Below are 23,574 nucleotides of genomic sequence, written 5' to 3'. Positions count from 1 at the left end.
TTGCTGAATGAAAGAATCGGTTCCTGCCAGAACAGAATTATATATTTCGCAATTTCAGGGTTTCCTCAAAACACCTGATATAAATGCAGGGACCAATTCTTCTATTCCTGTTTTTGAATTTCCCGAAATTGAGTTTTCAGAATCTTTATATTCCAGGCTAGCCGAATTAGACCATCCAAGAAATTCCATCCTGGGAAAACGCATGGAAAGTTTTTTTGAGATAGCGATCGAGCACTCGCCGAGATATGACCTTATCGCTGCCAACCTTCAGATAATTTCTGAAAATACTACCTGCGGAGAACTAGATTTTTTGGTGTATGATCATAAAACCTCAAAACCTCTGCATGTAGAACTGGTTTATAAACTGTATGTGTACGATCCCAATTTTGAAACTGAAGCTGAAAAATGGATAGGTCCAAACAGGCGCGATAGTTTCAAGGAAAAAATGGACAAACTCCAAAAAAAACAATTTCCACTATTATTCCGGGAGGAAACCTCAACTTACCTTAACAAATTAGGCCTTAAACCTGAAAATATTGAGCAGCAATTATGTTTCAAAGCTCAGCTTTATAAAAGAGAACATGATATTGCCGACTTACAATTGATTAATCCGGAAGCTCTCATTGGAAGCTGGATATCGTATGAAGAATTCACTGGAGAAAACCGGAAAAATGCAGTTTTCTATGCTCCCAAAAAAAATGAATGGAGCATGTTGCCTAACAGCAATTCAAATTGGGAGGATTACGATACTATCCTAAAACAAATTGAGGACTTGTTTGAAAAAGGAAAATCACCCTTGATCTGGATGAAACACGGGGATATATACAAAAAATTCTTTGTGGTATGGTGGTAATTTTTTTTAAGGCTTTCAGGATAATTTGGTGATGATTAAAGTATTTTTTTTGGTTTTTAATAACCTTCAAGAGGAATAAAACTTAGATTTTATTGGTTGCTTCCTAAATTTGATAGCTTTGCAAGATCAATAATCTTTTTATGCGTCCCGAATACAAAGAAGCCATGAAGGCTTCCTATTTTAGTATTGCAGGAAATACGGTTTTAGCCATCGCTAAAGCTGTTACCGGGATTTTCGGTAATTCCTATGCGCTTATTGCAGACGCAATAGAATCCACCACCGATGTTTTTTCATCTATTCTGGTATTGTTAGGTTTGAAATACGCCAATAAACCTGCAGATGAAAATCATCCTTATGGCCATGGAAAAGCAGAACCGCTTATCACCTTCATGGTGGTTGGTTTCCTAATAGTTTCGGCTACGGTGATCGCTTATGAAAGTATTGAAAATATAAGAACACCTCATGAAATTCCTGAGCCTTATACCCTAATAGTACTCGCCGTCATCATTATTATCAAGGAATTCTCGTATAGATTTGTTTCTAAAAAAGGTGATGAAACAGACAGTACAGCCTTAAAAGCCGATGCCTGGCACCATCGTAGCGATGCCATTACTTCACTTATGGCCTTTGTAGGTATTTCAATAGCACTGTATATGGGAAAAGGCTATGAGAATGCAGATGACTGGGCTGCTTTATTTGCTTCCGGATTTATTCTTTTTAATGCCTACCTAATTCTTCGCCCCGCTTTGGGAGAAGTGATGGATGAGCACCGCTATGATGACATTGAAAATATGGTTAGAGAAATCGCACATGCCAACCACTGTGTGGTGGAAACTGAAAAATGCTTTGTAAGGAAAACAGGAATGACCTACCATATAGATCTGCATATCGCCGTGGATGCTTCAATTACGGTTAAGGAAGGTCACGACATTGCCCATAGGGTAAAAGATGAGATCCTTTTAAAACTTCCCCAGGTTGCAGATGTACTTATCCACGTCGAACCCGATGATGAATTATAAAACTTTAGTTTTATAAGCTTATTAATATTTTTCGGTGTAAATAATATTAACTTTAAATCCTCAAAAAACTATAATTATATGGATACCAATTTAGCCGTACTTATTGACGGTGATAATATACCTTCAGCACACGTTAAAGAAATGATGGAAGAGATCGCCAAATATGGAAACCCTACCATTAAAAGAATTTATGGAGACTGGACCAAACCTCATCTTAACAAATGGAAGAATGTATTACTCGAAAATGCCATTCAACCCATTCAGCAATACGGGTATACCCAGGGAAAAAATGCAACAGATTCAGCAATGATCATTGATGCGATGGATATCCTTTATTCTAACAAAGTTGATGGATTTTGCATAGTATCAAGTGATTCAGATTTTACCAGACTGGCAACCAGACTTCGGGAAGCAAGTATGAAAGTTATTGGGATTGGAGAGAAGAAAACACCAGATCCATTTATCGTTGCCTGTGATAAGTTTATTTACATAGAGATTCTGAAAGATAACAGCAAGGAATCTGAAAATGATAAAAACAAGAGTAAGGATAGCAAGAAGCAAAATGTAGACAAGATCACTCCTAAAGTTGTGAAATTGCTTACCCAAACAATATCAGACGTTGCTGATGAAGACGGATGGGCATTTCTTGGAGATGTGGGAAGTTTGCTTCAGAAGAAACAGCCTAATTTTGACTCCAGGAATTACGGCTTCCAGAAGCTTACTCCAATGATAAATTCTATCGACAAATTTGAAATAGAATCCAGAGAGAACTCTAATTCCAAATTCAAACTAATTTACGTTAGGAATAAATAGTCAAAGTTGAGAAATATCAAGAAACTGCATAAAGCTGAATATAGGCCTATAGGTGACCTTAAAACCTGGAGCCCAATGCCAACAGCAAATTTGCAAATGATTGATCCATTTCTCTTTTTGAATCATCACGGGCCACAGGTCTACCCTCCCGGTAACTCCGGTTTACCCTTTGGGCCACATCCTCATCGTGGTATAGAAACCGTAACTTTTATCATTGACGGTGATATAACCCATAAGGATTCTCAAGGTCATTCCAGTGTTATTACTGCCGGAGGGGTACAATGGATGACTGCCGGAAAGGGGCTTTTACATTCTGAAGTTTCCTCCGAAGAATTTAAAAAGAATGGCGGGAAACTGGAAATTCTTCAATTATGGGTAAATCTGCCTAAAAGATTGAAAATGATGGAACCCCATTATCGTGGTCTCCAGAAAGAACAGATCTCTGTTTGGAAAAACAAAGAAGATACCATTAGGGCGCAGGTGGTCTCAGGGAATTTTGAGGGCATTCGTGGAGCTTTTGATACGCCTACCGCTGTAAACCTGTCTATTGTTCATTTTGATGAAAGTTCGCAGCTGCGACTGAATATTTCCCGTGATGAAAATATTCTCTTTTACGTAATTAAAGGTGAGCTGGAAGTAAATGAAATCGTACCTGAAATGCATCTTGCCGATTTTTCAAGGAACAGCGAGGTTCTTTTAATAAAAGCCACCAAACCAGGAATTCTCCTTTTTGGACATGCCAAACCTTTTAATGAAAAGGTGGTTTTTGGAGGACCATTTGTGATGAATAGTGAAGATGAAATTCGTGAAGCTTACGACGATTTTCATTCAGGAAAGATGGGCACCTGGAAATAGGTGTGTAAAATGTAAGATTACCTGCTCCGACTGATGTTGAATCGAAGCAGGCAATTAAAATTGAAGTATAAATTAATGTCTTTTTTCCAGCACCTTTACAATATCTTTTAATCCATAACCCTTGGCTTTAAGCAGGATTAAATAATGAAAAAGCAGATCGGCACTTTCATTTAAAAAAAGATCTTCGTTATCGTCTTTAGCCTCAATAACCGTTTCTACTGCTTCCTCCCCCACTTTCTGGGCAATTTTATTGATGCCTTCGTCAAAAAGAGAAACTACATAACTCTGCTCATTCTCCTTTCTGGATGCAGCCGGAATTTCACTTAGCTTCTTACGTTGAGAAATTATGCCTTCCAGTTCGGTTAAAAAACCAAATTGGGGATCATTGGTTTCACCCCAACAGGTATCTGTTCCCACATGGCACACCGGCCCTTCAGGTTTTACCTTAATTAGCAACGTGTCGTTATCACAATCGATCTTAATGGATTCCAGATTTAGAAAATTTCCACTTTCCTCACCCTTGGTCCACAACCTTTTTTTTGTCCTGCTATAAAAAGTCACCTTTTTGGTTTGATTCGTTTTCAGGTACGCTTCTTCATTCATATACCCAAGCATTAATACCTGTTTGGTATTTACATCCTGAATGATTGCAGGAACTAGTCCGTCGTTATTTTTATTGAAATCTATTTCCATAATTTAAATCCTGACCGGAATATTTGCGGTTTGTAAATGTTTTTTAAGCTCCTTTATTTCTATTTCCTTAAAATGGAAAACACTGGCGGCAAGAGCAGCATCTGCCTTCCCTATTTTAAAAGTATCTTCAAAATGTTGAATATTACCAGCACCTCCAGAAGCAATGATAGGAATGTTTAACTCCTGAGATAACTGAGCCAGAGCTTCATTGGCAAACCCGTTTTTGGTGCCATCGTGATTCATAGACGTGAATAAGATCTCCCCTGCACCACGTTCTTCCACTTCTTTTGCCCATTCAAAAAGATCCAGATCTGTTGGTACTTTTCCTCCAACTAGATGCACTTTCCATTTCCCTTCGATAAATTTCGCATCAATGGCAACTACTATACACTGACTCCCAAATTTCGCAGAAAGCTGATTGATAAGATCAGGGTTTTTAACTGCTGAAGAATTTATGGAAACCTTATCTGCTCCATTCTTCAACAAAAGGTCTACGTCTTCAACAGAAGATATTCCCCCGCCTACCGTAAAGGGAATATTTAATTGTTCCGCAACATCCAGAACCAGTTTAGCCAGAGTTTTTCGTTTCTCTTCTGTTGCTGAGATATCAAGAAAGATAAGCTCATCTGCTCCATTTTCAGCATAAGCTGCGGCAAGCTCAACAGGGTCACCGGCATCCCGGAGATCAACAAAGTTTACACCCTTGACCGTCCTTCCGTTCTTTATATCTAAACAGGGGATTATTCGTTTTGTTAGCATTTTAATTTTAGCTTAGTTTTAGACTAATAGAGTTATACTCCTTATTTAATCTAAAGTTCAATTATAAACTGTTCCAGTTGTTTAAGGCTTATTCGGTTTTCATAGATAGCTTTTCCTATAATTACTCCTTCACAACCAAGTTCCTGTAATTGCGGTAATTCATCAAAGGTGGAAATTCCTCCTGAAGCAATTAAATTGATATTTTCAGTTTCAGAAAGTATTTCTTCATAAAGATCAAAAGAAGGCCCTTCCAACATTCCATCCTTAGAGATATCTGTACAGATGACATATTTAACTCCGCTTTTCTCATAGTTCTGAATAAAAGGAATCACCTCTTCATCAGATTTTTCGATCCAGCCTGAAACAGCTATTTTTCTATCCTGGGCATCTGCACCCAGTATAATTTTATCGCTGCCATATTTATCTATCCAGCTTTTAAAAGTTTCGGTATCCTTTACGGCGATACTTCCACCGGTAATTTGCCTTGCTCCGTTATCAAAAGCAATCTGCAGATCCTTATCAGATTTAAGCCCTCCTCCAAAATCGATCTTTAGATTGGTTTTACCGGCGATCTTTTCAAGAACCTTATAATTTACGATATGTTTGGATTTTGCGCCATCAAGATCTACCAGGTGCAAATATTCGATCCCATGATCTTCGAAAGACCTGGCGACTTCCAAAGGATCTTCATTATAAATTTTTTTAGTATCATAATCTCCTTTGGAAAGCCTTACGCATTTCCCTTCTATAATATCTATTGCAGGAATTATTCTCATTTTGATTTCGTTTTAACTAAAGATTTTACAGCTTCAGAAAATTTTTAAGGATCTGTTCGCCGGTTTTACTACTTTTTTCGGGATGGAACTGCACTCCGTAAAAGTTATCTCTATGCAATGCTGTCGAATATTTCACTCCATACTCTGTTCTGCAAATTTCATCTTTACACTCCGGCACATAATAACTATGCACCAAATAAACATATTCTCCTTCATTAACTCCATCGAACAAATGTGTTTCAAGATTAGTGATCTGGTTCCATCCTATTTGAGGCACCTTCACCTGCTTATTAAACCTTTTTACATCTGCATCGAAAATTCCAAGTCCTGTAGTATTTCCTTCTTCGGAAGAATTGCACATTAATTGCATTCCTAAGCAAATTCCCAAAACCGGTTGCTTTAATGTGGGAATAACGGTATCGAGACCGGTTGATCTTAACATGGCCATTGCACTTCCGGCTTCTCCCACCCCTGGAAAAATCACTTTATCGGCATTTCTAATTTCCGCGGCATCGTTGCTTAACTTTGCTTCAAAACCCAAACGTTTTATGGCAAATTTGATGCTTTGAATATTCCCTGCACCGTAATCTATAATTACGATCTTTTGCTTTTCTTTCATTTTATACTGCTTAAGAGCTACTAATTATATTAAAGCATCCCTTTTGTTGATGGAAGAATCATCTTCTCTGTATCTCTCTTAACGGCCATTTTTATTGCTTTGGCAAAAGCTTTAAAAATAGCTTCAATCTTATGATGTTCATTTTTCCCTTCAGCCTTTATATTCAAATTGGCTTTGGCACCATCTGTAAATGATTTAAAGAAATGATAGAACATCTCTGTTGGCATCTTCCCTATCATTTCCCTTTTGAAATCGGCTTCCCATACCAGCCAGTTTCTTCCACCAAAATCGATGGCCACCTGAGCGAGACAATCATCCATAGGAAGGCAGAACCCGTAACGCTCGATTCCCAGTTTATTCCCTAATGCTTTACTAAAAACTTCCCCTAAAGCAATGGCAGTATCTTCTATGGTATGGTGTTCATCAACTTCAAGATCCCCTTTAACAGCAATTTTAAGGTCCATCTGGCCATGTCTGGCTAATTGGTCCAGCATATGGTCAAAGAAGTCAATGCCGGTGCTTATATCGCTTTTTCCGGTGCCATCTAGATTAAGTTCAATCTTAATGTCTGTTTCATTCGTCTTACGCTCAATACCGGCACTTCTGTCCTTAAGTTTAAGAAATTCATAGATCTCTTTCCAGGAATCAGTTTTTAAAGCAATATGTTTTTCTACTTCGGTTCTTTCTTTTGAAATTTCATTGGAAGCAAGATCTTCATGTGTATCTATAAAAATCCCTTTTCCTCCAAAGTTCATGGCAAATTCGATATCTGTTAGCCGATCACCAATCATAAAAGAATTCTTAAGGTCATAATCTAAATTATTCAAATAATCCTTTTCCAGTAAGCCGGTATTAGGTTTTCTGGTTGGTGCATTATCCTTAGCAAACGTCCTGTCGATCAATTGCTCCTTAAATTCTACTCCTTCATTAGCAAAGGTCTTAACTATAAAATTTTGGTAAGGCCAGAAGTCTGATTCAGGAAAACTTTCGGTTCCTAAACCATCCTGGTTGGTTACCATTACCAGCTCATAGTCCAGCTCTTTGGCAATTTTTGGAAGATAGGTTAGTGCCATTGGATAAAATTCCATTTTGTCTATGGAATCTATCTGGTAATTCTCAGGTTCATGGATCAGGGTTCCATCTCTGTCTATAAATAATACTTTTCTCATTGATCCAGTTCTTTAATGATATTGATGAGTAAATCATTTTCGTTTTTAGTCCCTATGGTAATCCTTAAGCAGTTTTCACATAAAGGCTGGGAACTACGGTTTCTTACTACAATTCCTTTTTTAAGCAATTGATCATACCTCAGGTTTGCATCATCGACTTCAATTAATAAAAAATTTGCATCAGACTTAAAAATTTTCTTGATAAAATGTACTTCAAGTAACACTTTAACTAAAGCATTTCTTTCCTCTACTATATCAGCGATTTGTGATTTTATTTTATCTAAACCTTTAAGAGTGCTAAGTGCCTCTTTTTGCGTCAGGGAATTGATATTATAAGGAGGTTTTATTTTGTTCAATATTTGCACAATATCATTTGTAGCAAATAATATCCCCAGACGAATTCCTGCCTTTCCAAAAGCTTTTGAAAAAGTCTGAGTAATGATGAGATTTGGAAATTCTGCTAATCTGTCAAGCCAGCTTTGTTGTTCAGAAAAGTCAATATAAGCTTCATCCACAACCACCAGTCCATTAAACTCCTGCAACAATTTTTCAACTTTTTTTGGATCAAAAGAATTGCCCGATGGATTATTTGGCGAACAAAGGAAAATCATTCTGGAATTTGCATCAACCTGATTTAAAATAGCTGTTACATCTGGTTCAAAATCGTGGTTAAGCAATACTTCTCTGTTCTCCACATTGTTGATATCGGCTAAAACCTTGTACATTCCATAAGTTGGTGGCAAGCTTATAATGTTGCTTGTCCCTGGCTCACAAAAAGCCCGAAACAAAAGATCCAGAACTTCGTCACTTCCATTTCCCAACAATATGTTATGTGAAGGAACATTTCTTATCTCAGCCAATTTACTTTTAAGTTCCAGTTGCTGAGGATCGGGATATCTATTCATTCCATTTTCAAACGGATTTTCATTGGCGTCCAGAAATACCATTTCCTCACCCTGAGTTTTAAACTCATCCCGAGCAGAAGAATAAGGTTTCAGTTTTGCCACATTTGGCCGCACCAACCGGGAAAGGTCAAATCTATCCATCTTAATCAATGTCTTTTAATCTTAAAGTTACTGCGTTCCTGTGAGCATGTAAACCTTCAGCTTCTGCCAAAAGTTCTATAGCGGGACCTATACGCTTAATCCCTTGTTCTGAAATTTTTTGATAGGTGATCTTCTTCATAAAACTGTCCAGGTTTACGCCACTGTACTGCTTGGCATATCCATTCGTGGGCAGGGTATGATTGGTTCCTGAAGCATAATCTCCGGCACTCTCTGGTGAATTGTTTCCTATGAAAACAGATCCCGCATTTATGATACCGTCAACGAAATAATTTTCATTTTTCGCACAAATGATAAAATGTTCAGGACCATATTCATTTATCAGGTCCAGGGCCGTTTCTTTGTTTTCAACCAGAATTAATTTAGAATTAGAAATGGCTTTTTCAGCAATATCTTTTCTGGGTAGCTCACTTATTTGTTCTTCCACTTCCCTGCTTACGTTATCCAATACCTCTTCTGAAGTGCTTACAAGAATTACCTGACTATCCGCGCCATGTTCAGCCTGACTTAGAAGATCTGCAGCAACAAATGCCGGTTTAGCCGTAGAATCAGCATAGATAAGTAATTCTGAAGGCCCGGCCGGCATGTCGATAGCTACCTGATAACGTGTGGCCAGTTGTTTCGCCACCGTTACAAATTGATTTCCCGGTCCAAATATCTTATAGACTTTAGGAACGTCTTCTGTTCCAAAGGTCATTGCGCCAATTGCCTGAATTCCTCCTATCTTAAATATTTTAGTCACTCCGCATAATTGTGCAGTATATAAAATAGCCGGATTTATATTTCCATTGGAGTCCGGCGGAGTACAAAGAATGATCTCTTCACATTCTGCCAGATTCGCCGGGATGGCCAGCATAAGGATAGAAGAAAACAAAGGTGCCGTCCCTCCGGGAATGTATAGACCAACTTTTTGAATTGGTTTTTTTTCCTGCCAGCATCTCACGCCATGCATGGTTTCCACTTCTACTCTTCCGGTTTTTTGAGCTGCATGAAATTTTTCAATATTTGATTTCGCCAAGTTAATCGCCTCTTTAAGATCATCAGCAATATTTTCTGATGCCGCATCTACTTCTTCCTGTGTTACTTTTAGGTTATCTATTGTCGATCCATCAAATAACTCGGTATATTTAAATACAGCCGAATTTCCCTTAACCCGGATTTCCTCGAAAATCTGGTTTACCGTCTTTTCAATATCGGCTACAGTTTGGGTGGGCCTTTTTAAAACTTCAGCCCAATCTTGCCGGGGCGGATATAAGATCTTATTCATAATATAAAATTTCAGCAATTATTATAATACCATTTTTTCAATAGGTGCAACGAGAATTCCCTCAGCGCCATTTGCTTTTAATTCATCAAGCACTTCCCAAAACCTGTCCTCTTTAATAACAGTATGTACAGAACTCCAGCCTTCTTCAGCAAGAGGAAGAACCGTAGGGCTCCTCATCCCAGGCAATAACCGGATAATATCATCCAGTTTGTTATTGGGAGCGTTCAGCAGAATATATTTTGACGTTCTCGCATTAAGAACAGACTTAAGCCTGAACTGCAGTTTTTCAAGTATTTCTTTTCTTTCTTGAGAAATTTCAGGTGAAACTGCCAGTACAGCCTCACTTTTAAGCATAATTTCAACCTCTTTCAGCCCGTTTTTAAAAAGGGTACTTCCACTGGAAACAATATCGCAAATAGCATCGGCAAGTCCAATATTCGGAGCTATTTCAACCGAACCATTAATAATATGCAATTCAGCAGAGATCCCTTTTTCCATTAAAAACTCGTTTACCGTATTAGGATAGGAAGTGGCGATCTTCAATCCGTCAAGATCCTTTATACTATTATATTTAAAGGATTTTGGCACCGCCAGAGAAACCCGGCATTTTGAAAAACCAAGCTTATCTCCCTTTATGATATCCTTTCCTTTTTCTATAAGGACATTTTCGCCAATAATGGCCACATCTACAACACCATCTCTAAGATATTGTGGGATATCCCCATTTCTTAAATACATCACCTCCAAAGGAAAATTGTCTGAGGAAGCTTTTAATTGTTCCTTCCCATTGTTTATGGAAATTCCCGCCTCTTTCAGAATTCGAATGGAATCTTCAAATAACCGACCTGACTTTTGTACTGCTATTCTTAATTTTTGTTTGCTCATTTTCTTGCTTACTATTAGAAATAAAAAAACCCGTTTGATTGCTCAAACGGGTTATGATATTATAGTTATAAATTACAACATATCATATTCACCTCGCCTGAGCGTGGATAAAAAAATGATGATGATGTACAGTATATTTTCTCATTGTGATTTCAAAACTATGGATTTTTTTTAATAATCAAACCCGAAATCTTTTTTTTAAGATATGTTTATTAGTTGTTTCCTAAAATTATAGGCATTCCACCTTCACCGGAACCAATTACAACTACTTTACTATTAGGAGATTTTGCAAGCTCCAGTGTAGCCTGAATTCCTTTTTCCTGCAAAACTTTATCTGTAAGAGATTCACTAAGAATTCTGTTGGCCTTGGCTTTACCTTCAGCATCAATTCGCTGACGTTCCGCTTCCTGGGAAGCTTTGGTAAGTCTAAACTCATATTCCAATGATTCCTGTTCCTGACGAAGTTTTCTTTCAATTGCTTCTTTGATCGTTGATGGTAAGGAAACATCTCTTACCAAAACTTCGTTCACCTGAACATATTGATCTTCCAGAAGCAAGTTGGTTTCATCAAAAATCTCTTTTTGAATGGCTTCTCTTTTACTGGCATATAATTGTTCCGGGTTATAACGTCCAACAACAGCTCTGGTTGCAGATCTTATAGCCGGTTGTAAAAGCCTTTTTATATAAGCTTCTCCTTTTTCCTGATGCAATTTTCCTAAAGTTGCATATTCCGGCTGGAACCAAACTGAAGCATCAAGACTAATTTCCAATCCGTTTGAGGAAAGAACTGTCATCTCTTCATCTATAGATTGCTGCCGTACTTCATAAACAAAAACTTTGTTCCAAGGGGCAACTACATGAAAACCTTCAGATAATGGAGGTTCATCTGTAACCACACCACCACCAAAAGTTCTATATAAAACTCCGGCCTCACCGGAATCAATGGTAACGGTAGATTTTGCTAAAAGGATAATTAATATAACGATACCAATAAATAATGGCACGGCAATTTTGGGTAATCTTTCCATAAAAGAAATTTGTAATTAAATTAGACCTAAATATTTGCGGTAAAACCATTCTGCAGAAAGAGTGGATATCAATATAAACAAGAGGTAATACCAGTCTATCAAAGGTACGGTTTTTTGATGGCTTTTTTGAACCGGCTTAAAACCTTTGTTTTCAAGCAATTGTTTTTTTAAAGAATTAAACTCATTAGGATAAAAAACTCTGGAGCTATTATAATTTGCTAAATGAGTCATGCCTCCGAGGTTGGAAGAAAAATGCTGCTGTTCAATATTATAATCTATTACCTCAAAATTACCTTTACTTTTTATCTGAGAACCTTTTACCAGTACATTATATTCATAGCTTCCGGGCTTTAAATTCCCTAACCCCAACTCATAAAAATTATTACCGGGTACCATAGTTGCCGAAAGAATTCTATTTCCTGTAGAGTCGATAACGGTTACAAGTATCTCTTCCCCACTATCAATTTCATAGTTTTGATTGAAATATTCTGCTTTTAAAAGGACCTGTTGATTCTGATAATAAAAATTTTCAGCCTCTACCCGAAGTCTTTGTTTTTTCTCTCCTGCTGAAAGGTTTTGAACCAGCTTTCCAAAAAATTCATCAAACTTCTCAAAGCCTGAATTATCCTGGTAAACTTTAGATCTCCATCTCCATATATTTTCACCAAGAATGAATCCCATTTTTGGTTGTTCCCTACTTATTGCAATGAGAGGTTCCATGCTGTTAACACCTTGAATTTCCTGATAAAGCATGATATCGAATTTACCTTTTTCAATATCCAGGATCCCATAATCGTCGAGTAAAGGTGGAAATTTATTAAATGAAAGATCTTCGAAATGAAAGGCATTAAAATTTTCGTTCCTAACCGGGAATACTTCCTGCAATTCTCCGCTACTTTGTTTTTTAATTCCCAGATCCAGATTGTTCAAATAATTCCAACGGGTTTGAGATCCGGTTACTACCAGGTAATTTCCGCGATTTTTAATTCTTTCAAACACCTTATCAAAGCCGCGATCCGGTTGAAAAAGAATTATCAATTGATAGTCCTCAATCGTATAATCTTCATTCAAATATTTAATATCTGCACTTCTTTGCTGATTGCTTTCTATGCTGTTCTTTAAAGCTCCAAGATCCGGATGAAGGGTTTTGCTTAAAATTAAAACCTTGGAACGTTCGTCTATAACCTCGATTGCGAAGGCAGATTTATTATTATTTAAATTTTTCTCATTCTGAAGTGAACTAACTTCTATCTCATACTTTTTAATACCAATGGAAGAGGCAGGAAGTTCGAGGTTGATAATTTGAGATCTTTCCTCAGGAGATAAACTGATACTTCGCCTAAGGATAGTATTTCCTTTGCTCTTAAGTTGCAAATCTGCTTGAGTTGCCTCCTTTCCGGTATAATTGATAAAAATTTCTACCGGAAATTTATTATTCAGGAAAGCATATCGGTTTACATTGACCCGCTCTACTTGTACATCTTTATAAGAGGTGGTATCCCCTAAAATTACCGGAAAAAGCTTATCCTTCTGTTTAGCTTTAAAATATTTATAATCCCTTCCCAGGTTTTGATGTCCATCTGTAATTAGTACAATGGCATTATTGGCATCTGAATATATATCTTCAGAATCCTGAAGTGCTTTGTAAAGGTCAGATTGAGTTTCAGAAAAATTAAGACTATTAGACCCAGAAATTCCATTTCCAAATGGAATGATTTTCACCTCGAAGTTTTTATTTAATTCTTCAGAAGATGAAATATTATCACTTACAATTTTTGAGGTTTCATCAGCCTCTAAAAATAAAACCGACTGAGAATTATCTTTAAGAACAAGAAGATTGGGTTTAATCAGTTCAAACTCTGTATGAACAATTTTAGGATTGATCAACAATAGCAGAACTATAAAAATGCTGACAGCTCGAAGGCTGAAAAAAATATAATCTCTGGAAGATGTATGATGTTTTCTGAATAAATACTGCCAAAAAGAAAACCCCAGCGCTGCAAAGAGAGCCAGGGTTATATATAAAATAGTACTAAATTCCATTAACAGAGGTTGAGTTGATGAAGTTAATAATATTAACCAAGAAAACGAATCCTCTATTAAAGAGACTTTTTAGGTATGCATTCCACCATCAACATGAATTACCTGTCCAGTAACATAAGCACTAAGATCACTTCCTAAATAAACACAGGCATTAGCGATATCTTCTGGCTTACCACCACGCTTTAGCGGAATTGAATCTCTCCAGCCCTGTACTGTTTTCTCATCCAGTTTTTCGGTCATTTCAGTTTCAATGAAACCTGGTGCGATCACATTGGTTCTAATATTTCTTGAACCAAGTTCCTGGGCCATAGATTTAGAGAAACCTATAATTCCAGCTTTAGAAGCTGCATAGTTCGCCTGTCCTGCATTACCGGTCACACCTACAACAGAACTCATATTGATGATACTTCCATTACGCTGTTTCAACATGGTACGTTGAACAGCTTTGGTCATATTAAAAATAGATTTAAGGTTAACTTCGATCACTTTATCAAAGTCCTCTTCACTCATTCTCATTAGAAGATTATCCTTGGTAATCCCCGCATTGTTAATTAAAATATCAATACTTCCAAAATCTTCAACAACCTTATCTATAAGTTCCTGTGCTTCGGTAAAACTTGCAGCATTAGACTGGTAAGCCTTAGCTTTGATTCCTTTTGATTCCAGTTCCTTTGCCAGCTCTTCAGCAGACTGGGAAGAAGAATTATAAGTAAAGGCAACATTAGCCCCGTGATCAGCAAAAACCTGTGCGATACCTTTTCCAATTCCACGGCTACCGCCCGTTATGATTGCATTTTTTCCTTCTAATAATTTCATATTGATTATTCTTGGTTTATTGACAACCCAAATATAATAAAACCTGCAAGGCAGGACTTCTTTAGTTCAAAATTTTTGATTTTGACTTAATTGATGATCTGCAATTAATTTTTAAAGTCTAACTTTAAGTGAACCCCAACCATTTTCAGAATTCCTGATCGCATGAAAAAGAGAAGGCTCATAATAATAGTTATTGTATTCTTTTCGATAATACTATATCTATGGACTCCTTTCCAATCGGGATTATTTGAAGATGATTTTAATTTGCCTCATAATAAAATCCTCGTGGTGGCCCATCGGGGATCACATTCCAGGGTTCCGGAAAATTCTCTGGAAGCCATACAACAGAGTATCAATAATGAAATAGATTTTGTTGAATTAGACGTTAGATCCACATTGGACAATCATCTTATTATTTTACATGATAGTAACCTTGATCGAACCACCACCGGCTCTGGTCCTGTTAACCAGCAAAAACTTCAGGATGTAAAAAAATATAATCTGAGGTATGGCAACGAAATTACCAATCAAAAGATCCCTACCCTGGAAGAAGCGCTCTTAAAAGCACGAGGAAAAATACTGGTAAATCTGGATCTCAAAATAATCGACCTTCCAGACATTCAACAGGTTTTTCATATAATAGAAAAATTAAACATGGAAGAATCTGTAATTCTTTCCATTCAGGATCTGAAATTATTTCCCAAACTCAGGAAATTAAATGAATCCATCCGGTTAATGCCGGTAGTGAAAACAAGGAACAATTTAAAAAAGGCGCTAAATTTGAAAGGGGTTGAAATCATTCAAGTCAAACCGGAAAAACTTTCGAAAACCCTGATAGACCAAATTGAAGAAAAAAACATTTCCATATGGCGAAACGCTCTTAATAAATATGATCGCATGGAACTACGAGGAGATCAAGGCTTTAAAAAATTGATTTCGAATAACAGAGTTCATATCATCCAGACAGACTATCCTGAAGATCTTTTGGAATTCTTACGAACCAATGAATTACATCCATAAAAAAACCCTTTCAGAAACTGAAAGGGTTTTAATTATATAGTATAATTGAAATTAAGCTTTAAGAACTTCAGCTACTTTCATTCCAATTTCAGCTGGAGAGTCAACCACGTGGATTCCATTCTCTCTAAGAATTTTCTTTTTAGCCTGAGCTGTATCTTCACTTCCACCTACGATCGCACCGGCATGACCCATTGTACGTCCTGCTGGAGCAGTTTCCCCTGCGATAAATCCAACAACTGGCTTTCTATTTCCATCGGCCTTTACCCACTGGGCAGCATCAGCCTCAAGCTGACCACCAATTTCACCAATCATTACGATACACTCGGTTTCATCATCATTCATCAATAACTCAACAGCTTCTTTAGTAGTAGTTCCAATAATTGGATCTCCACCAATTCCGATAGCAGTGGTGATACCTAAACCTTGTTTTACAACCTGGTCTGCAGCCTCATAAGTAAGAGTTCCTGATTTAGAAACAATACCAACTTTTCCTTTTTTGAAAACGAAACCTGGCATGATCCCTACTTTAGCTTCACCCGGAGTAATAACTCCCGGACAGTTAGGACCAATTAGTCGGCAATCGCGATCTTTAATATAGTTTGAAGCTTTTACCATATCAGAAACAGGAATACCTTCAGTAATAGTAATAATTACCTTAATACCTGCATCTGCAGCTTCCATAATTGCATCTGCTGCGAAAGCCGGCGGAACAAAAATAATTGATACATCAGCCCCTGTTTGTTCAACAGCGTCTGATACGGTATTAAATACCGGTTTATCAAGGTGCTTTTGACCTCCTTTACCTGGAGTAACCCCTCCAACTACATTTGTACCGTATTCTATCATCTGCTCGGCATGGAAAGTACCTTCACTTCCGGTAAAACCCTGCACGATTACTTTAGAATTTTTATTGACTAAAACGCTCATAAGTGTTTTTTGATTTTTGGATTACAAAAGTATGTTTTTAAATATAAACCCTAAAGTCATTTTGTAGATTATTGATAGAAAAATCCTTAAAGTTCCTATAAAATTGAAGGAAAATAAAAAATCCCGGATCGCAGGATCCGGGATTTCTATAATTGATAACTTCTAATTATCGAATAACTCTACTTTTTGAGTACCATCGTCCAGCTTAAGAATTTTGATATTCAGATCCTTTTTACTTTTCACCAGCTCCTTAGTTTTTTCGGCAGATATTTTAGATCCATTGTAAAAAAAACTACCTCCGGCTTTATTGATTTTATCGATCTCTTCCATAGGATTTGGCGGTGGTGGCGGTGGCGGATTATCCCCTGATTTGATTGTTATTTGTTTGGTAACAACATCTTTACCTCCTACCTTTTCTATGGTTTCTATTTCCATGTACTTTTCTTTATCATGCTTAGGAGCTTCCGAAGCAACAACTGCTTTTCCCGGCTTTGGAGGAGCTGGTGGAGGTGGCGGTAAAATAGATAACCCGTTTAATCTGGCGAGTCTGGTTTTCCTGAATTCTGCATTCACCTTTTTTATAAAATCTTGGTCAGGATTGATCATTTTCATTCTAATCCCTACATTCTTCACTTCTTCATCAGATTTATTCTGGTATAACTCATCAACATAAGCCTTAAGACGAGAAACCTTTACACTTTTCCCATTGATGAATAAATTGTCCTCATCAATCTTCACTGAAATTAAATTGGAATCCTGATTCAATGGTTGTAAAATTACGGGAGAATTTTCGTTGACTAATGCAGGTTTCGCAACAATTTCGTTGTTAAATAAATAAAGACACAGGCAAAGGACTGGCACTAATAGGCCAAGCCTGGTAATTAAACTTTTGAAAGAAAAACTTTTTGAAATCATAAGTATTCGTTTTTTGATTAATGATTGACTCATGGGACTTGATAATGAATTTGGATAGTGTCCCGAACTATAATTGTAAAGAATATTAAAATATTGATGCGCATCTATATTCTTAGATAAAACTGCTCTGTCTGCCAGAAATTCGTGGTTTAACTTCATGGACTTTTTCAACCAGTACAAAACAGGGTTGAACCAGAATATAATTTGTAAAAATTCAATTAATAATATATCCAGGGAATGTTTTTGATCTACATGAGCTTTCTCATGTTCAATAATAGCTTTAGAGATTTTATCTTTCTCATACTCTGCCTTATTCAGGAAAATATAATTGAGGAATGAGTATGGGCTAATTTGTTTTTTTATTAAAACAAGGATAAAATCTACTTTATTCAGAAGTGTGTTTTCAGCTATTTCCTTTTTAAGGGATTTAAGGTTAAATATGAGCCGAATTAAAAACAGGAATGTTCCAATTCCATAAATAATTATCAATAGCGGATTCAATAAGGACTGGAAATTCCAAAATTCAGACGGTCCAATAGTTTCCTGTTTAAGTGATTGATATAAATAATATTCAGAATTAATAGTATTCTCAGCCGTGTACGAAATGGTAATAAAGGGAACGGCGATAGAAAACAAAAGAATTCCCGTAAGATAGAACCTTTTAAAGGTGTGCATATTTTCCTGTTCCAAAAACAGCTTGTAAAAGCTGAAAAGAACAAAAAGACAGAGACCGGATTTTATAAAATACTCCCACATATCATTTCTCTTTTATCTGCTCGTCGATAATATTGCGGATCTCCTTTAACTCCTGTTCGCTTAAATTAGTTTCAGAAGCAAAAAAGGAAGCAAATTGAGAAGCAGAGTTATTAAAAAAGGATTTTATCATCCCGTTCATTTGACCTGAAAAGTATTTTTTCTTGGAGACTCTTGGAAAATACTCTCTGGATCTGCCTTGCTGTTCATAACCCACGAAATTCTTATCCTGCATCCTTTTAAGGAGCGTGGCAACGGTAGTGGTTGCAGGTTTTGGTTCCGGATAAGCATTTACCAGTTCTTTCATCAATGCTTTTTCCTTTTTCCAAAGGATCTGCATTAACTGTTCTTCGGCATTCGATAATTCCATGATCTTATTGTTATTCTATGAATGTAGAACAAAAACTTTAATTCTACAAATGTAGAAACAAAATAGTTTAAAAAAACCCTTCAGCATGAAGGGTTTATAAATTTATTATTTGGCCCAGGGGCTCTTTTCGATCTCTTCGCCTAATTGACTTATTTGAACTCCCTTGCACAACTTATCATCTTTTAGTTGCCACATGGCAATAAAATGAGCATATGGCATTTCTTCTTCAGGGTTTTCAATAGTTCTCACGTGATAGGTGAAATGAATAGCAACATCGTCATTTTTGGCAATAACCTTTTCAACTTCTAATCTTAAGGAATCAAATGATTGATTTAATTGCTGACCAATTTCGGAAATACCATCAAGATTCAATTTTCTGAAACCAGTAGTACCATACCAGGATAGTTCCACATCCGGATGAAGAAAATCTTTTAAAATCTTATCGTCTTTAAAAAATTCAGACTGATAAAATTTCTCAACAATATCTTTCGCCTTTTTACTCATGATATTAACTATTTAATCTTTTTAACTATTTCCGGCAATTTCTTGATCGCCGCATACTCTTTTAATTTCGTACGAACCTCACCAAAAGGGGTTCCCCAATACGTGGTATTTGGTTCGGTATCTTTAGACACTCCACATTGAGCCATTAAAACCGTTCCTTTAGCAATGGTCACATCGCTTCTTATCCCAACCTGTCCCCAGATGGTCACATCATCTTCAACTACCACCGCACCGGCAATCCCAATTTGAGATGCAAGTAAACAATTTTTTCCGATAATTGTGTCATGCCCAATCTGAATAAGATTGTCAAGTTTCGATCCCTCACCAATAGTAGTATCACCACTAACGCCACGATCGATAGAACAGTTAGATCCAATTTCAACATTATCTTTCACTACTACTCTACCTCCCGAAAGTAATTTATCAAAACCATCCGGGCGTTTTTTATAGTAAAATGCATCTCCGCCTAAAACGGTTCCGCTGTGAATAATAACGTTATCCCCCAGAATACAATTGTCTCCTATGGTTACATTCGCATGTATTAGACAATTTTTACCAATTCTTACATTATTTCCAATTACCGCGTTTGGCTGAACTATGGTTCCTTCTCCAATTTTTGCAGTTTCAGCAACTGCTGAAGTTAAGGGACTAAAAGGTCTAAAATGCCGGGTAAGTTTATTGAAATCCCTGAATGGATCGTCTGAAATTAACAAAGCCTTACCTTCAGGACATTCAACCTCCTTATTTATAAGAACGATTGTTGCTGCCGAATTTAAGGCTTTATCATAGTACTTTGGATGATCAACAAAAACAATATCTCCCGGAGTGACAACGTGGATTTCATTTATTCCTTGGACAGGAAAATCGTCATCTCCCACATACTTACAATCTATTATTGCAGCAATTTCTTTAAGAGAGTGTTGTTTAGAGAATTTCATTAATTATTCTTTGATTCTCTCTTTATAAGTACCTTTTTCTGTCTCTATGCGGATTTTATCTCCTTCATTGATAAATAAAGGCACATTTACTTCAAATCCTGTTTCAACAGTAGCCGGTTTTGTTGCGTTTGTTGCAGTATTTCCTTTTACTCCTGGCTCAGTATGAGTCACTTCCAAAACCACACTCGCAGGCATATCCACAGAAAGAGGCATATTATCCTCAGTATTTATAAGGATAGTTACTACTTCACCTTCTTTTAAAAGCTTCGGCATATCCAAAGCAGTTTCTGTAAGTCTAATTTGCGTATAATCTTCAACATTCATAAAGTGGAAAAATTCTCCATCCTCATAAAGGAATTGAAATTTATGAGTTTCTACCCGAATGTCTTCGATCTTATGCCCTGCAGAAAAGGTGTTTTCAAGTACTTTCCCTGTAGTAACACTTTTTAATTTGGTTCTTACGAAAGCTGGACCCTTCCCCGGTTTTACATGTAAAAATTCCACGATCTTATAAATATCATGGTTATATCTAATACATAGTCCGTTTCTAATATCACTGGTTGATGCCATTATTTTTTAGTTTGAGCTGAAGTATCCTTTCATGATACCTCTTTGTGAGTTTTTAATAAATTCGAGTATTTCGTCTCTTTCAGCCGTTGCCTGCATTTCAGCTTCAATAATAGCAACTGCCTGGGAGTTATTGTAATTTTTCTGATATAAAATTCTGTAGATATCCTGAATTTCCCGGATCTTTTCAGTAGTAAAACCTCTACGTCTTAATCCTATGGAATTAATTCCAACATAACTCAAGGGTTCCCTTCCGGCCTTAACGTATGGAGGCACATCTTTTCTAACCAAAGACCCTCCGGTTACAAAAGCATGATTCCCTATACTACAAAATTGCTGTATAGCGGCCATTCCTGCCAGCACTACGTAATCACCAACATTAATATGACCTGCCAGAGTACTGTTATTGGAGAAGATGCAATTATCACCTACAATACAATCATGAGCAATGTGACAATACGCCATTATCCAGCAATTATTACCGATTACTGTTTTCATGCGGTCTGTAGTCCCACGGTTGATGGTCACACATTCCCTGATAGTTGTATTATCACCAATTACGGTTAGAGTATCTTCATCATCAAACTTCTTATCCTGAGGCGCTGCAGATATTACGGCTCCCGGGAAGATACTACAGTTCTTTCCAATTCGGGCACCTTCCATGATGCACACGTTTGATCCTATCCATGTACCTTCTCCAATTACCACATTATTATGGATAGTGGCAAAAGGTTCTATAACCACATTTTTAGCGATTTTAGCACCGGGATGTACATAGGCTAAAGGTTGATTCATAACTTTTATTTTGATTTTACAATCTGTGCCATTAACACGGCTTCTGTTGCAAGTTGACCGTTAACATAGGCATAACCCTGCATCTGGCAAATTCCCCTACGAATAGGAGCTAATAATTCTAATTTAAATATCAAAGTATCTCCTGGAACTACCTGTCTTTTAAATCTCACATTGTCAATTTTCATGAAGAATGTAAGATAATTTTCAGGATCCGGAACAGATTTCAGCGCCAGAATACCTCCAGTTTGTGCCATAGCTTCTACTTGAAGCACACCCGGCATCACCGGTTTTCCAGGAAAGTGTCCCACAAAAAATGGCTCATTCATGGTTACATTCTTCATCCCAATCACATGTGAATCTGTCAACTCATAGATCTTGTCTACAAGTAAAAACGGACTACGGTGAGGTAAAGTATCCATGATATCATTCACATCCATTAATGGAGGCTGATTGAGATCTATTTTTGGAACATTATTTCGCTTTTCGGCTTTGATGACCTTAGCCAGTTTCTTGGCAAACTCTGTATTTACATGGTGACCGGGTTTCGTAGCAATGATCTTTCCTCTAATTCTAGTTCCTACTAAAGCTACATCTCCAAGAACATCCAACAATTTATGTCTTGCAGCTTCATTAGGATGATGCAAGGTAAGGTTATCCAGAATTCCGTTAGGTTTAACTGAAATTTCATCCCTGTTGAAAGCCACTCTTAATTTTTTAAGAGTATCCTCGCTAATTTCTTTATCTACATAGACTATAGCGTTGTTTAGATCACCACCTTTTATAAGGCCGTGCTCTAAAAGAGTTTCTATTTCATGTAAAAAACTAAAAGTACGGGAGTCAGCGATTTCAGTTTTAAAATCGGATAGACGCTCTATAGATGCGTTTTGAGTTCCAAGCACTTTTGTACCGAAATCAACCATGGTAGTAACCTGATATTCATCTGCAGGCATGGCAATTATTTCACTACCATTTTCATCACGATAGCATATAATTTCGTTAACCACGTATTCTTCTCTTTCAGCTTCCTGTTCCTGAACACCGGCTTTCTCAAGAGCTTCAACAAAGAACTTTGAAGAACCGTCCATTATTGGAGGCTCCGGAGCATCAAGCTCAATATACAGGTTGTCAATCTCCAAACCTACACATGCTGCAAGTACATGCTCAGAGGTTTGAATAGTAACTCCATTCTTGTCAAGGTTGGTACCTCTTTGGGTATTTACCACATAATTGACATCTGCCTCTACTTCCGGGGAACCTTCAAGGTCTGTTCTTCTAAAAACATACCCGGTGTTTTCCGGGGCCGGTTTAAAAGTTAACTTAACTTTTTTTCCTGTGTGCAGGCCAACACCTTCAAGAGAAACTTCCTCCTGAATGGTTCTTTGCTTTGCATTGCTATTAGCCATTATTTATCTTTTTTTCCAGTTGATGTATCGTGTTCATAGTTTGTGGTAAATTTTTAAAGTGGATGTATGATTTATTATAATCATTATATCCTATTGCCGGAGATCCCTGTAGCATCTCTCCATCTTTTACATCCCGTCCAATCCCTGATTGTGCCTGTATCTTCACCCGGTCTCCAATTGTAAGATGTCCGGCAAAACCAACCTGGCCGCCTATTAGACAATTCTTGCCAATTTTAGTAGATCCGGCGATCCCGGTTTGAGCAGCAATAGCAGTATTCTCTCCTATTTCCACATTATGAGCGATCTGGATTTGATTATCCAGCTTCACTCCTTTTCTTATAATTGTAGATCCCAGGGTAGCACGATCTATGGTGGTCCCGGCTCCTATATCTACATGATCTTCTATGATCACATTACCAATTTGAGGAACTTTACTGTATTCACCGGTTTCTCCGGGACTAAACCCAAAGCCATCGGCACCTATAATCACTCCGCTATGAAGGGTCACATTGTTTCCAATCTGACTTTCAGAATAGATTTTTACCCCGGCGAAAATGGTAACATTATCACCAATTTTCACATTATCTCCAATGTAAACATTAGGATAAATCTTTACATTCTCACCTAATTGTGCATTATCACCCAGATAACTAAAAGCCCCGAGATATATCCCATCCCCATATTTGGCAGATTCAGAAATATAGCTTGGTTGCTCAATTCCGG

At 37.1% G+C, this 23,574-nt stretch carries 25 protein-coding genes; 5 read left to right on the top strand and 20 right to left on the bottom strand.

Going from position 1 to position 23,574, the window contains the following annotated elements; all coding sequences use genetic code 11:
- Positions 1-7 precede the first annotated feature (7 nt).
- The 4 genes from ACNKXV_RS07365 (at position 8) to ACNKXV_RS07350 (ending at position 3,540) form a co-directional block, all read left to right on the top strand.
- Positions 8-853: a DUF1853 family protein gene (locus tag ACNKXV_RS07365; protein WP_417907072.1), complete on the top strand. Its 846-nt coding sequence runs from the start codon at positions 8-10 to the stop codon at positions 851-853.
- Between the two features lie 140 nt (positions 854-993).
- A complete protein-coding gene (locus ACNKXV_RS07360) occupies positions 994-1,872 on the top strand; it encodes a cation diffusion facilitator family transporter (protein WP_417907071.1) in 879 nt (292 codons plus the stop codon).
- A 78-nt stretch (positions 1,873-1,950) separates the two neighbouring features.
- Complete coding sequence (locus ACNKXV_RS07355; RefSeq protein WP_417907070.1) at positions 1,951-2,685, top strand: NYN domain-containing protein; 735 nt, start codon at positions 1,951-1,953, stop codon at positions 2,683-2,685.
- A 6-nt stretch (positions 2,686-2,691) separates the two neighbouring features.
- Entirely contained in the window at positions 2,692-3,540 is an 849-nt protein-coding gene (locus ACNKXV_RS07350) for a pirin family protein (RefSeq protein WP_417907069.1), read from the top strand.
- A gap of 72 nt (positions 3,541-3,612) precedes the next feature.
- Here the strand turns inward: ACNKXV_RS07350 and hisIE are convergent, their stop codons facing one another.
- From hisIE to fabG, 11 genes are all read right to left on the bottom strand, one after another.
- Positions 3,613-4,233, bottom strand: a complete 621-nt coding sequence (gene hisIE, locus ACNKXV_RS07345; RefSeq protein ID WP_417907068.1) for a bifunctional phosphoribosyl-AMP cyclohydrolase/phosphoribosyl-ATP diphosphatase HisIE — start codon at positions 4,231-4,233, stop codon at positions 3,613-3,615.
- Positions 4,234-4,236: 3 nt separating this feature from the next.
- Positions 4,237-4,992 carry an imidazole glycerol phosphate synthase subunit HisF gene (gene hisF, locus ACNKXV_RS07340; RefSeq protein WP_417907067.1) on the bottom strand — a complete coding sequence of 252 codons (756 nt, stop codon included), beginning with the start codon at positions 4,990-4,992 and terminating at the stop codon, positions 4,237-4,239.
- A 50-nt stretch (positions 4,993-5,042) separates the two neighbouring features.
- On the bottom strand, positions 5,043-5,768 hold the full coding sequence (gene hisA, locus ACNKXV_RS07335) for a 1-(5-phosphoribosyl)-5-[(5-phosphoribosylamino)methylideneamino]imidazole-4-carboxamide isomerase (RefSeq protein WP_417907066.1): 726 nt from the start codon (positions 5,766-5,768) through the stop codon (positions 5,043-5,045).
- 25 nt (positions 5,769-5,793) lie between these two features.
- A complete protein-coding gene (gene hisH, locus ACNKXV_RS07330; RefSeq protein WP_417907065.1) occupies positions 5,794-6,387 on the bottom strand; it encodes an imidazole glycerol phosphate synthase subunit HisH in 594 nt (197 codons plus the stop codon).
- Between the two features lie 29 nt (positions 6,388-6,416).
- Positions 6,417-7,556: a bifunctional histidinol-phosphatase/imidazoleglycerol-phosphate dehydratase HisB gene (hisB, locus tag ACNKXV_RS07325; RefSeq protein ID WP_417907064.1), complete on the bottom strand. Its 1,140-nt coding sequence runs from the start codon at positions 7,554-7,556 to the stop codon at positions 6,417-6,419.
- Positions 7,553-8,602 (bottom strand): histidinol-phosphate transaminase, encoded by a 1,050-nt coding sequence (gene hisC, locus ACNKXV_RS07320; protein ID WP_417907063.1) that lies wholly within the window; start codon positions 8,600-8,602, stop codon positions 7,553-7,555. Before hisC ends, hisB begins: the two co-directional genes overlap by 4 nt.
- Position 8,603: 1 nt before the next feature.
- Entirely contained in the window at positions 8,604-9,887 is a 1,284-nt protein-coding gene (hisD, locus tag ACNKXV_RS07315) for a histidinol dehydrogenase (protein WP_417907062.1), read from the bottom strand.
- Positions 9,888-9,908: 21 nt separating this feature from the next.
- The gene (hisG, locus tag ACNKXV_RS07310) at positions 9,909-10,772 is read right to left on the bottom strand and encodes an ATP phosphoribosyltransferase (protein WP_417907061.1); all 864 of its coding nucleotides are present in this window, start codon (positions 10,770-10,772) and stop codon (positions 9,909-9,911) included.
- A 212-nt stretch (positions 10,773-10,984) separates the two neighbouring features.
- Positions 10,985-11,800 (bottom strand): prohibitin family protein, encoded by an 816-nt coding sequence (locus ACNKXV_RS07305; RefSeq protein ID WP_417907060.1) that lies wholly within the window; start codon positions 11,798-11,800, stop codon positions 10,985-10,987.
- A 15-nt stretch (positions 11,801-11,815) separates the two neighbouring features.
- Positions 11,816-13,843, bottom strand: a complete 2,028-nt coding sequence (locus ACNKXV_RS07300; protein ID WP_417907059.1) for a VWA domain-containing protein — start codon at positions 13,841-13,843, stop codon at positions 11,816-11,818.
- A gap of 69 nt (positions 13,844-13,912) precedes the next feature.
- Positions 13,913-14,659, bottom strand: a complete 747-nt coding sequence (fabG, locus tag ACNKXV_RS07295) for a 3-oxoacyl-[acyl-carrier-protein] reductase (RefSeq protein WP_417907058.1) — start codon at positions 14,657-14,659, stop codon at positions 13,913-13,915.
- A gap of 162 nt (positions 14,660-14,821) precedes the next feature.
- On the opposite strand from fabG, the gene ACNKXV_RS07290 reads away from it, so the two are divergent.
- Positions 14,822-15,679 (top strand): glycerophosphodiester phosphodiesterase family protein, encoded by an 858-nt coding sequence (locus ACNKXV_RS07290; RefSeq protein WP_417907057.1) that lies wholly within the window; start codon positions 14,822-14,824, stop codon positions 15,677-15,679.
- A 51-nt stretch (positions 15,680-15,730) separates the two neighbouring features.
- On the opposite strand, the gene sucD is transcribed toward ACNKXV_RS07290, so the two are convergent.
- From sucD to lpxD, 9 genes are all read right to left on the bottom strand, one after another.
- Positions 15,731-16,606, bottom strand: a complete 876-nt coding sequence (gene sucD / locus ACNKXV_RS07285) for a succinate--CoA ligase subunit alpha (protein ID WP_417907056.1) — start codon at positions 16,604-16,606, stop codon at positions 15,731-15,733.
- Positions 16,607-16,768: 162 nt separating this feature from the next.
- Entirely contained in the window at positions 16,769-18,196 is a 1,428-nt protein-coding gene (locus tag ACNKXV_RS07280; protein ID WP_417907055.1) for a M56 family metallopeptidase, read from the bottom strand.
- Between the two features lie 82 nt (positions 18,197-18,278).
- Positions 18,279-18,644, bottom strand: a complete 366-nt coding sequence (locus ACNKXV_RS07275) for a BlaI/MecI/CopY family transcriptional regulator (RefSeq protein WP_417907054.1) — start codon at positions 18,642-18,644, stop codon at positions 18,279-18,281.
- Between the two features lie 105 nt (positions 18,645-18,749).
- Positions 18,750-19,148: a nuclear transport factor 2 family protein gene (locus ACNKXV_RS07270; protein ID WP_417907053.1), complete on the bottom strand. Its 399-nt coding sequence runs from the start codon at positions 19,146-19,148 to the stop codon at positions 18,750-18,752.
- An 8-nt stretch (positions 19,149-19,156) separates the two neighbouring features.
- Positions 19,157-20,086, bottom strand: coding sequence for a UDP-3-O-(3-hydroxymyristoyl)glucosamine N-acyltransferase (locus ACNKXV_RS07265; protein WP_417907052.1), 930 nt, complete (start codon positions 20,084-20,086; stop codon positions 19,157-19,159).
- A 3-nt stretch (positions 20,087-20,089) separates the two neighbouring features.
- Positions 20,090-20,656, bottom strand: coding sequence for an elongation factor P (gene efp / locus ACNKXV_RS07260; protein WP_417907051.1), 567 nt, complete (start codon positions 20,654-20,656; stop codon positions 20,090-20,092).
- Between the two features lie 6 nt (positions 20,657-20,662).
- A complete protein-coding gene (gene lpxA, locus ACNKXV_RS07255) occupies positions 20,663-21,448 on the bottom strand; it encodes an acyl-ACP--UDP-N-acetylglucosamine O-acyltransferase (RefSeq protein WP_417907050.1) in 786 nt (261 codons plus the stop codon).
- 5 nt (positions 21,449-21,453) lie between these two features.
- Positions 21,454-22,851 carry a bifunctional UDP-3-O-[3-hydroxymyristoyl] N-acetylglucosamine deacetylase/3-hydroxyacyl-ACP dehydratase gene (locus ACNKXV_RS07250; RefSeq protein WP_417907049.1) on the bottom strand — a complete coding sequence of 466 codons (1,398 nt, stop codon included), beginning with the start codon at positions 22,849-22,851 and terminating at the stop codon, positions 21,454-21,456.
- The coding region (gene lpxD / locus ACNKXV_RS07245; RefSeq protein WP_417907048.1) for a UDP-3-O-(3-hydroxymyristoyl)glucosamine N-acyltransferase at positions 22,844-23,574 on the bottom strand (731 nt) is incomplete at its 5' end. The genes ACNKXV_RS07250 and lpxD, both read right to left, overlap by 8 nt.

The sequence above is a fragment of the Christiangramia aquimixticola genome (assembly GCF_048285835.1).
Lineage (GTDB): Bacteria > Bacteroidota > Bacteroidia > Flavobacteriales > Flavobacteriaceae > Christiangramia > Christiangramia aquimixticola.
This window is presented reverse-complemented; position numbering and strand designations above follow the sequence as displayed.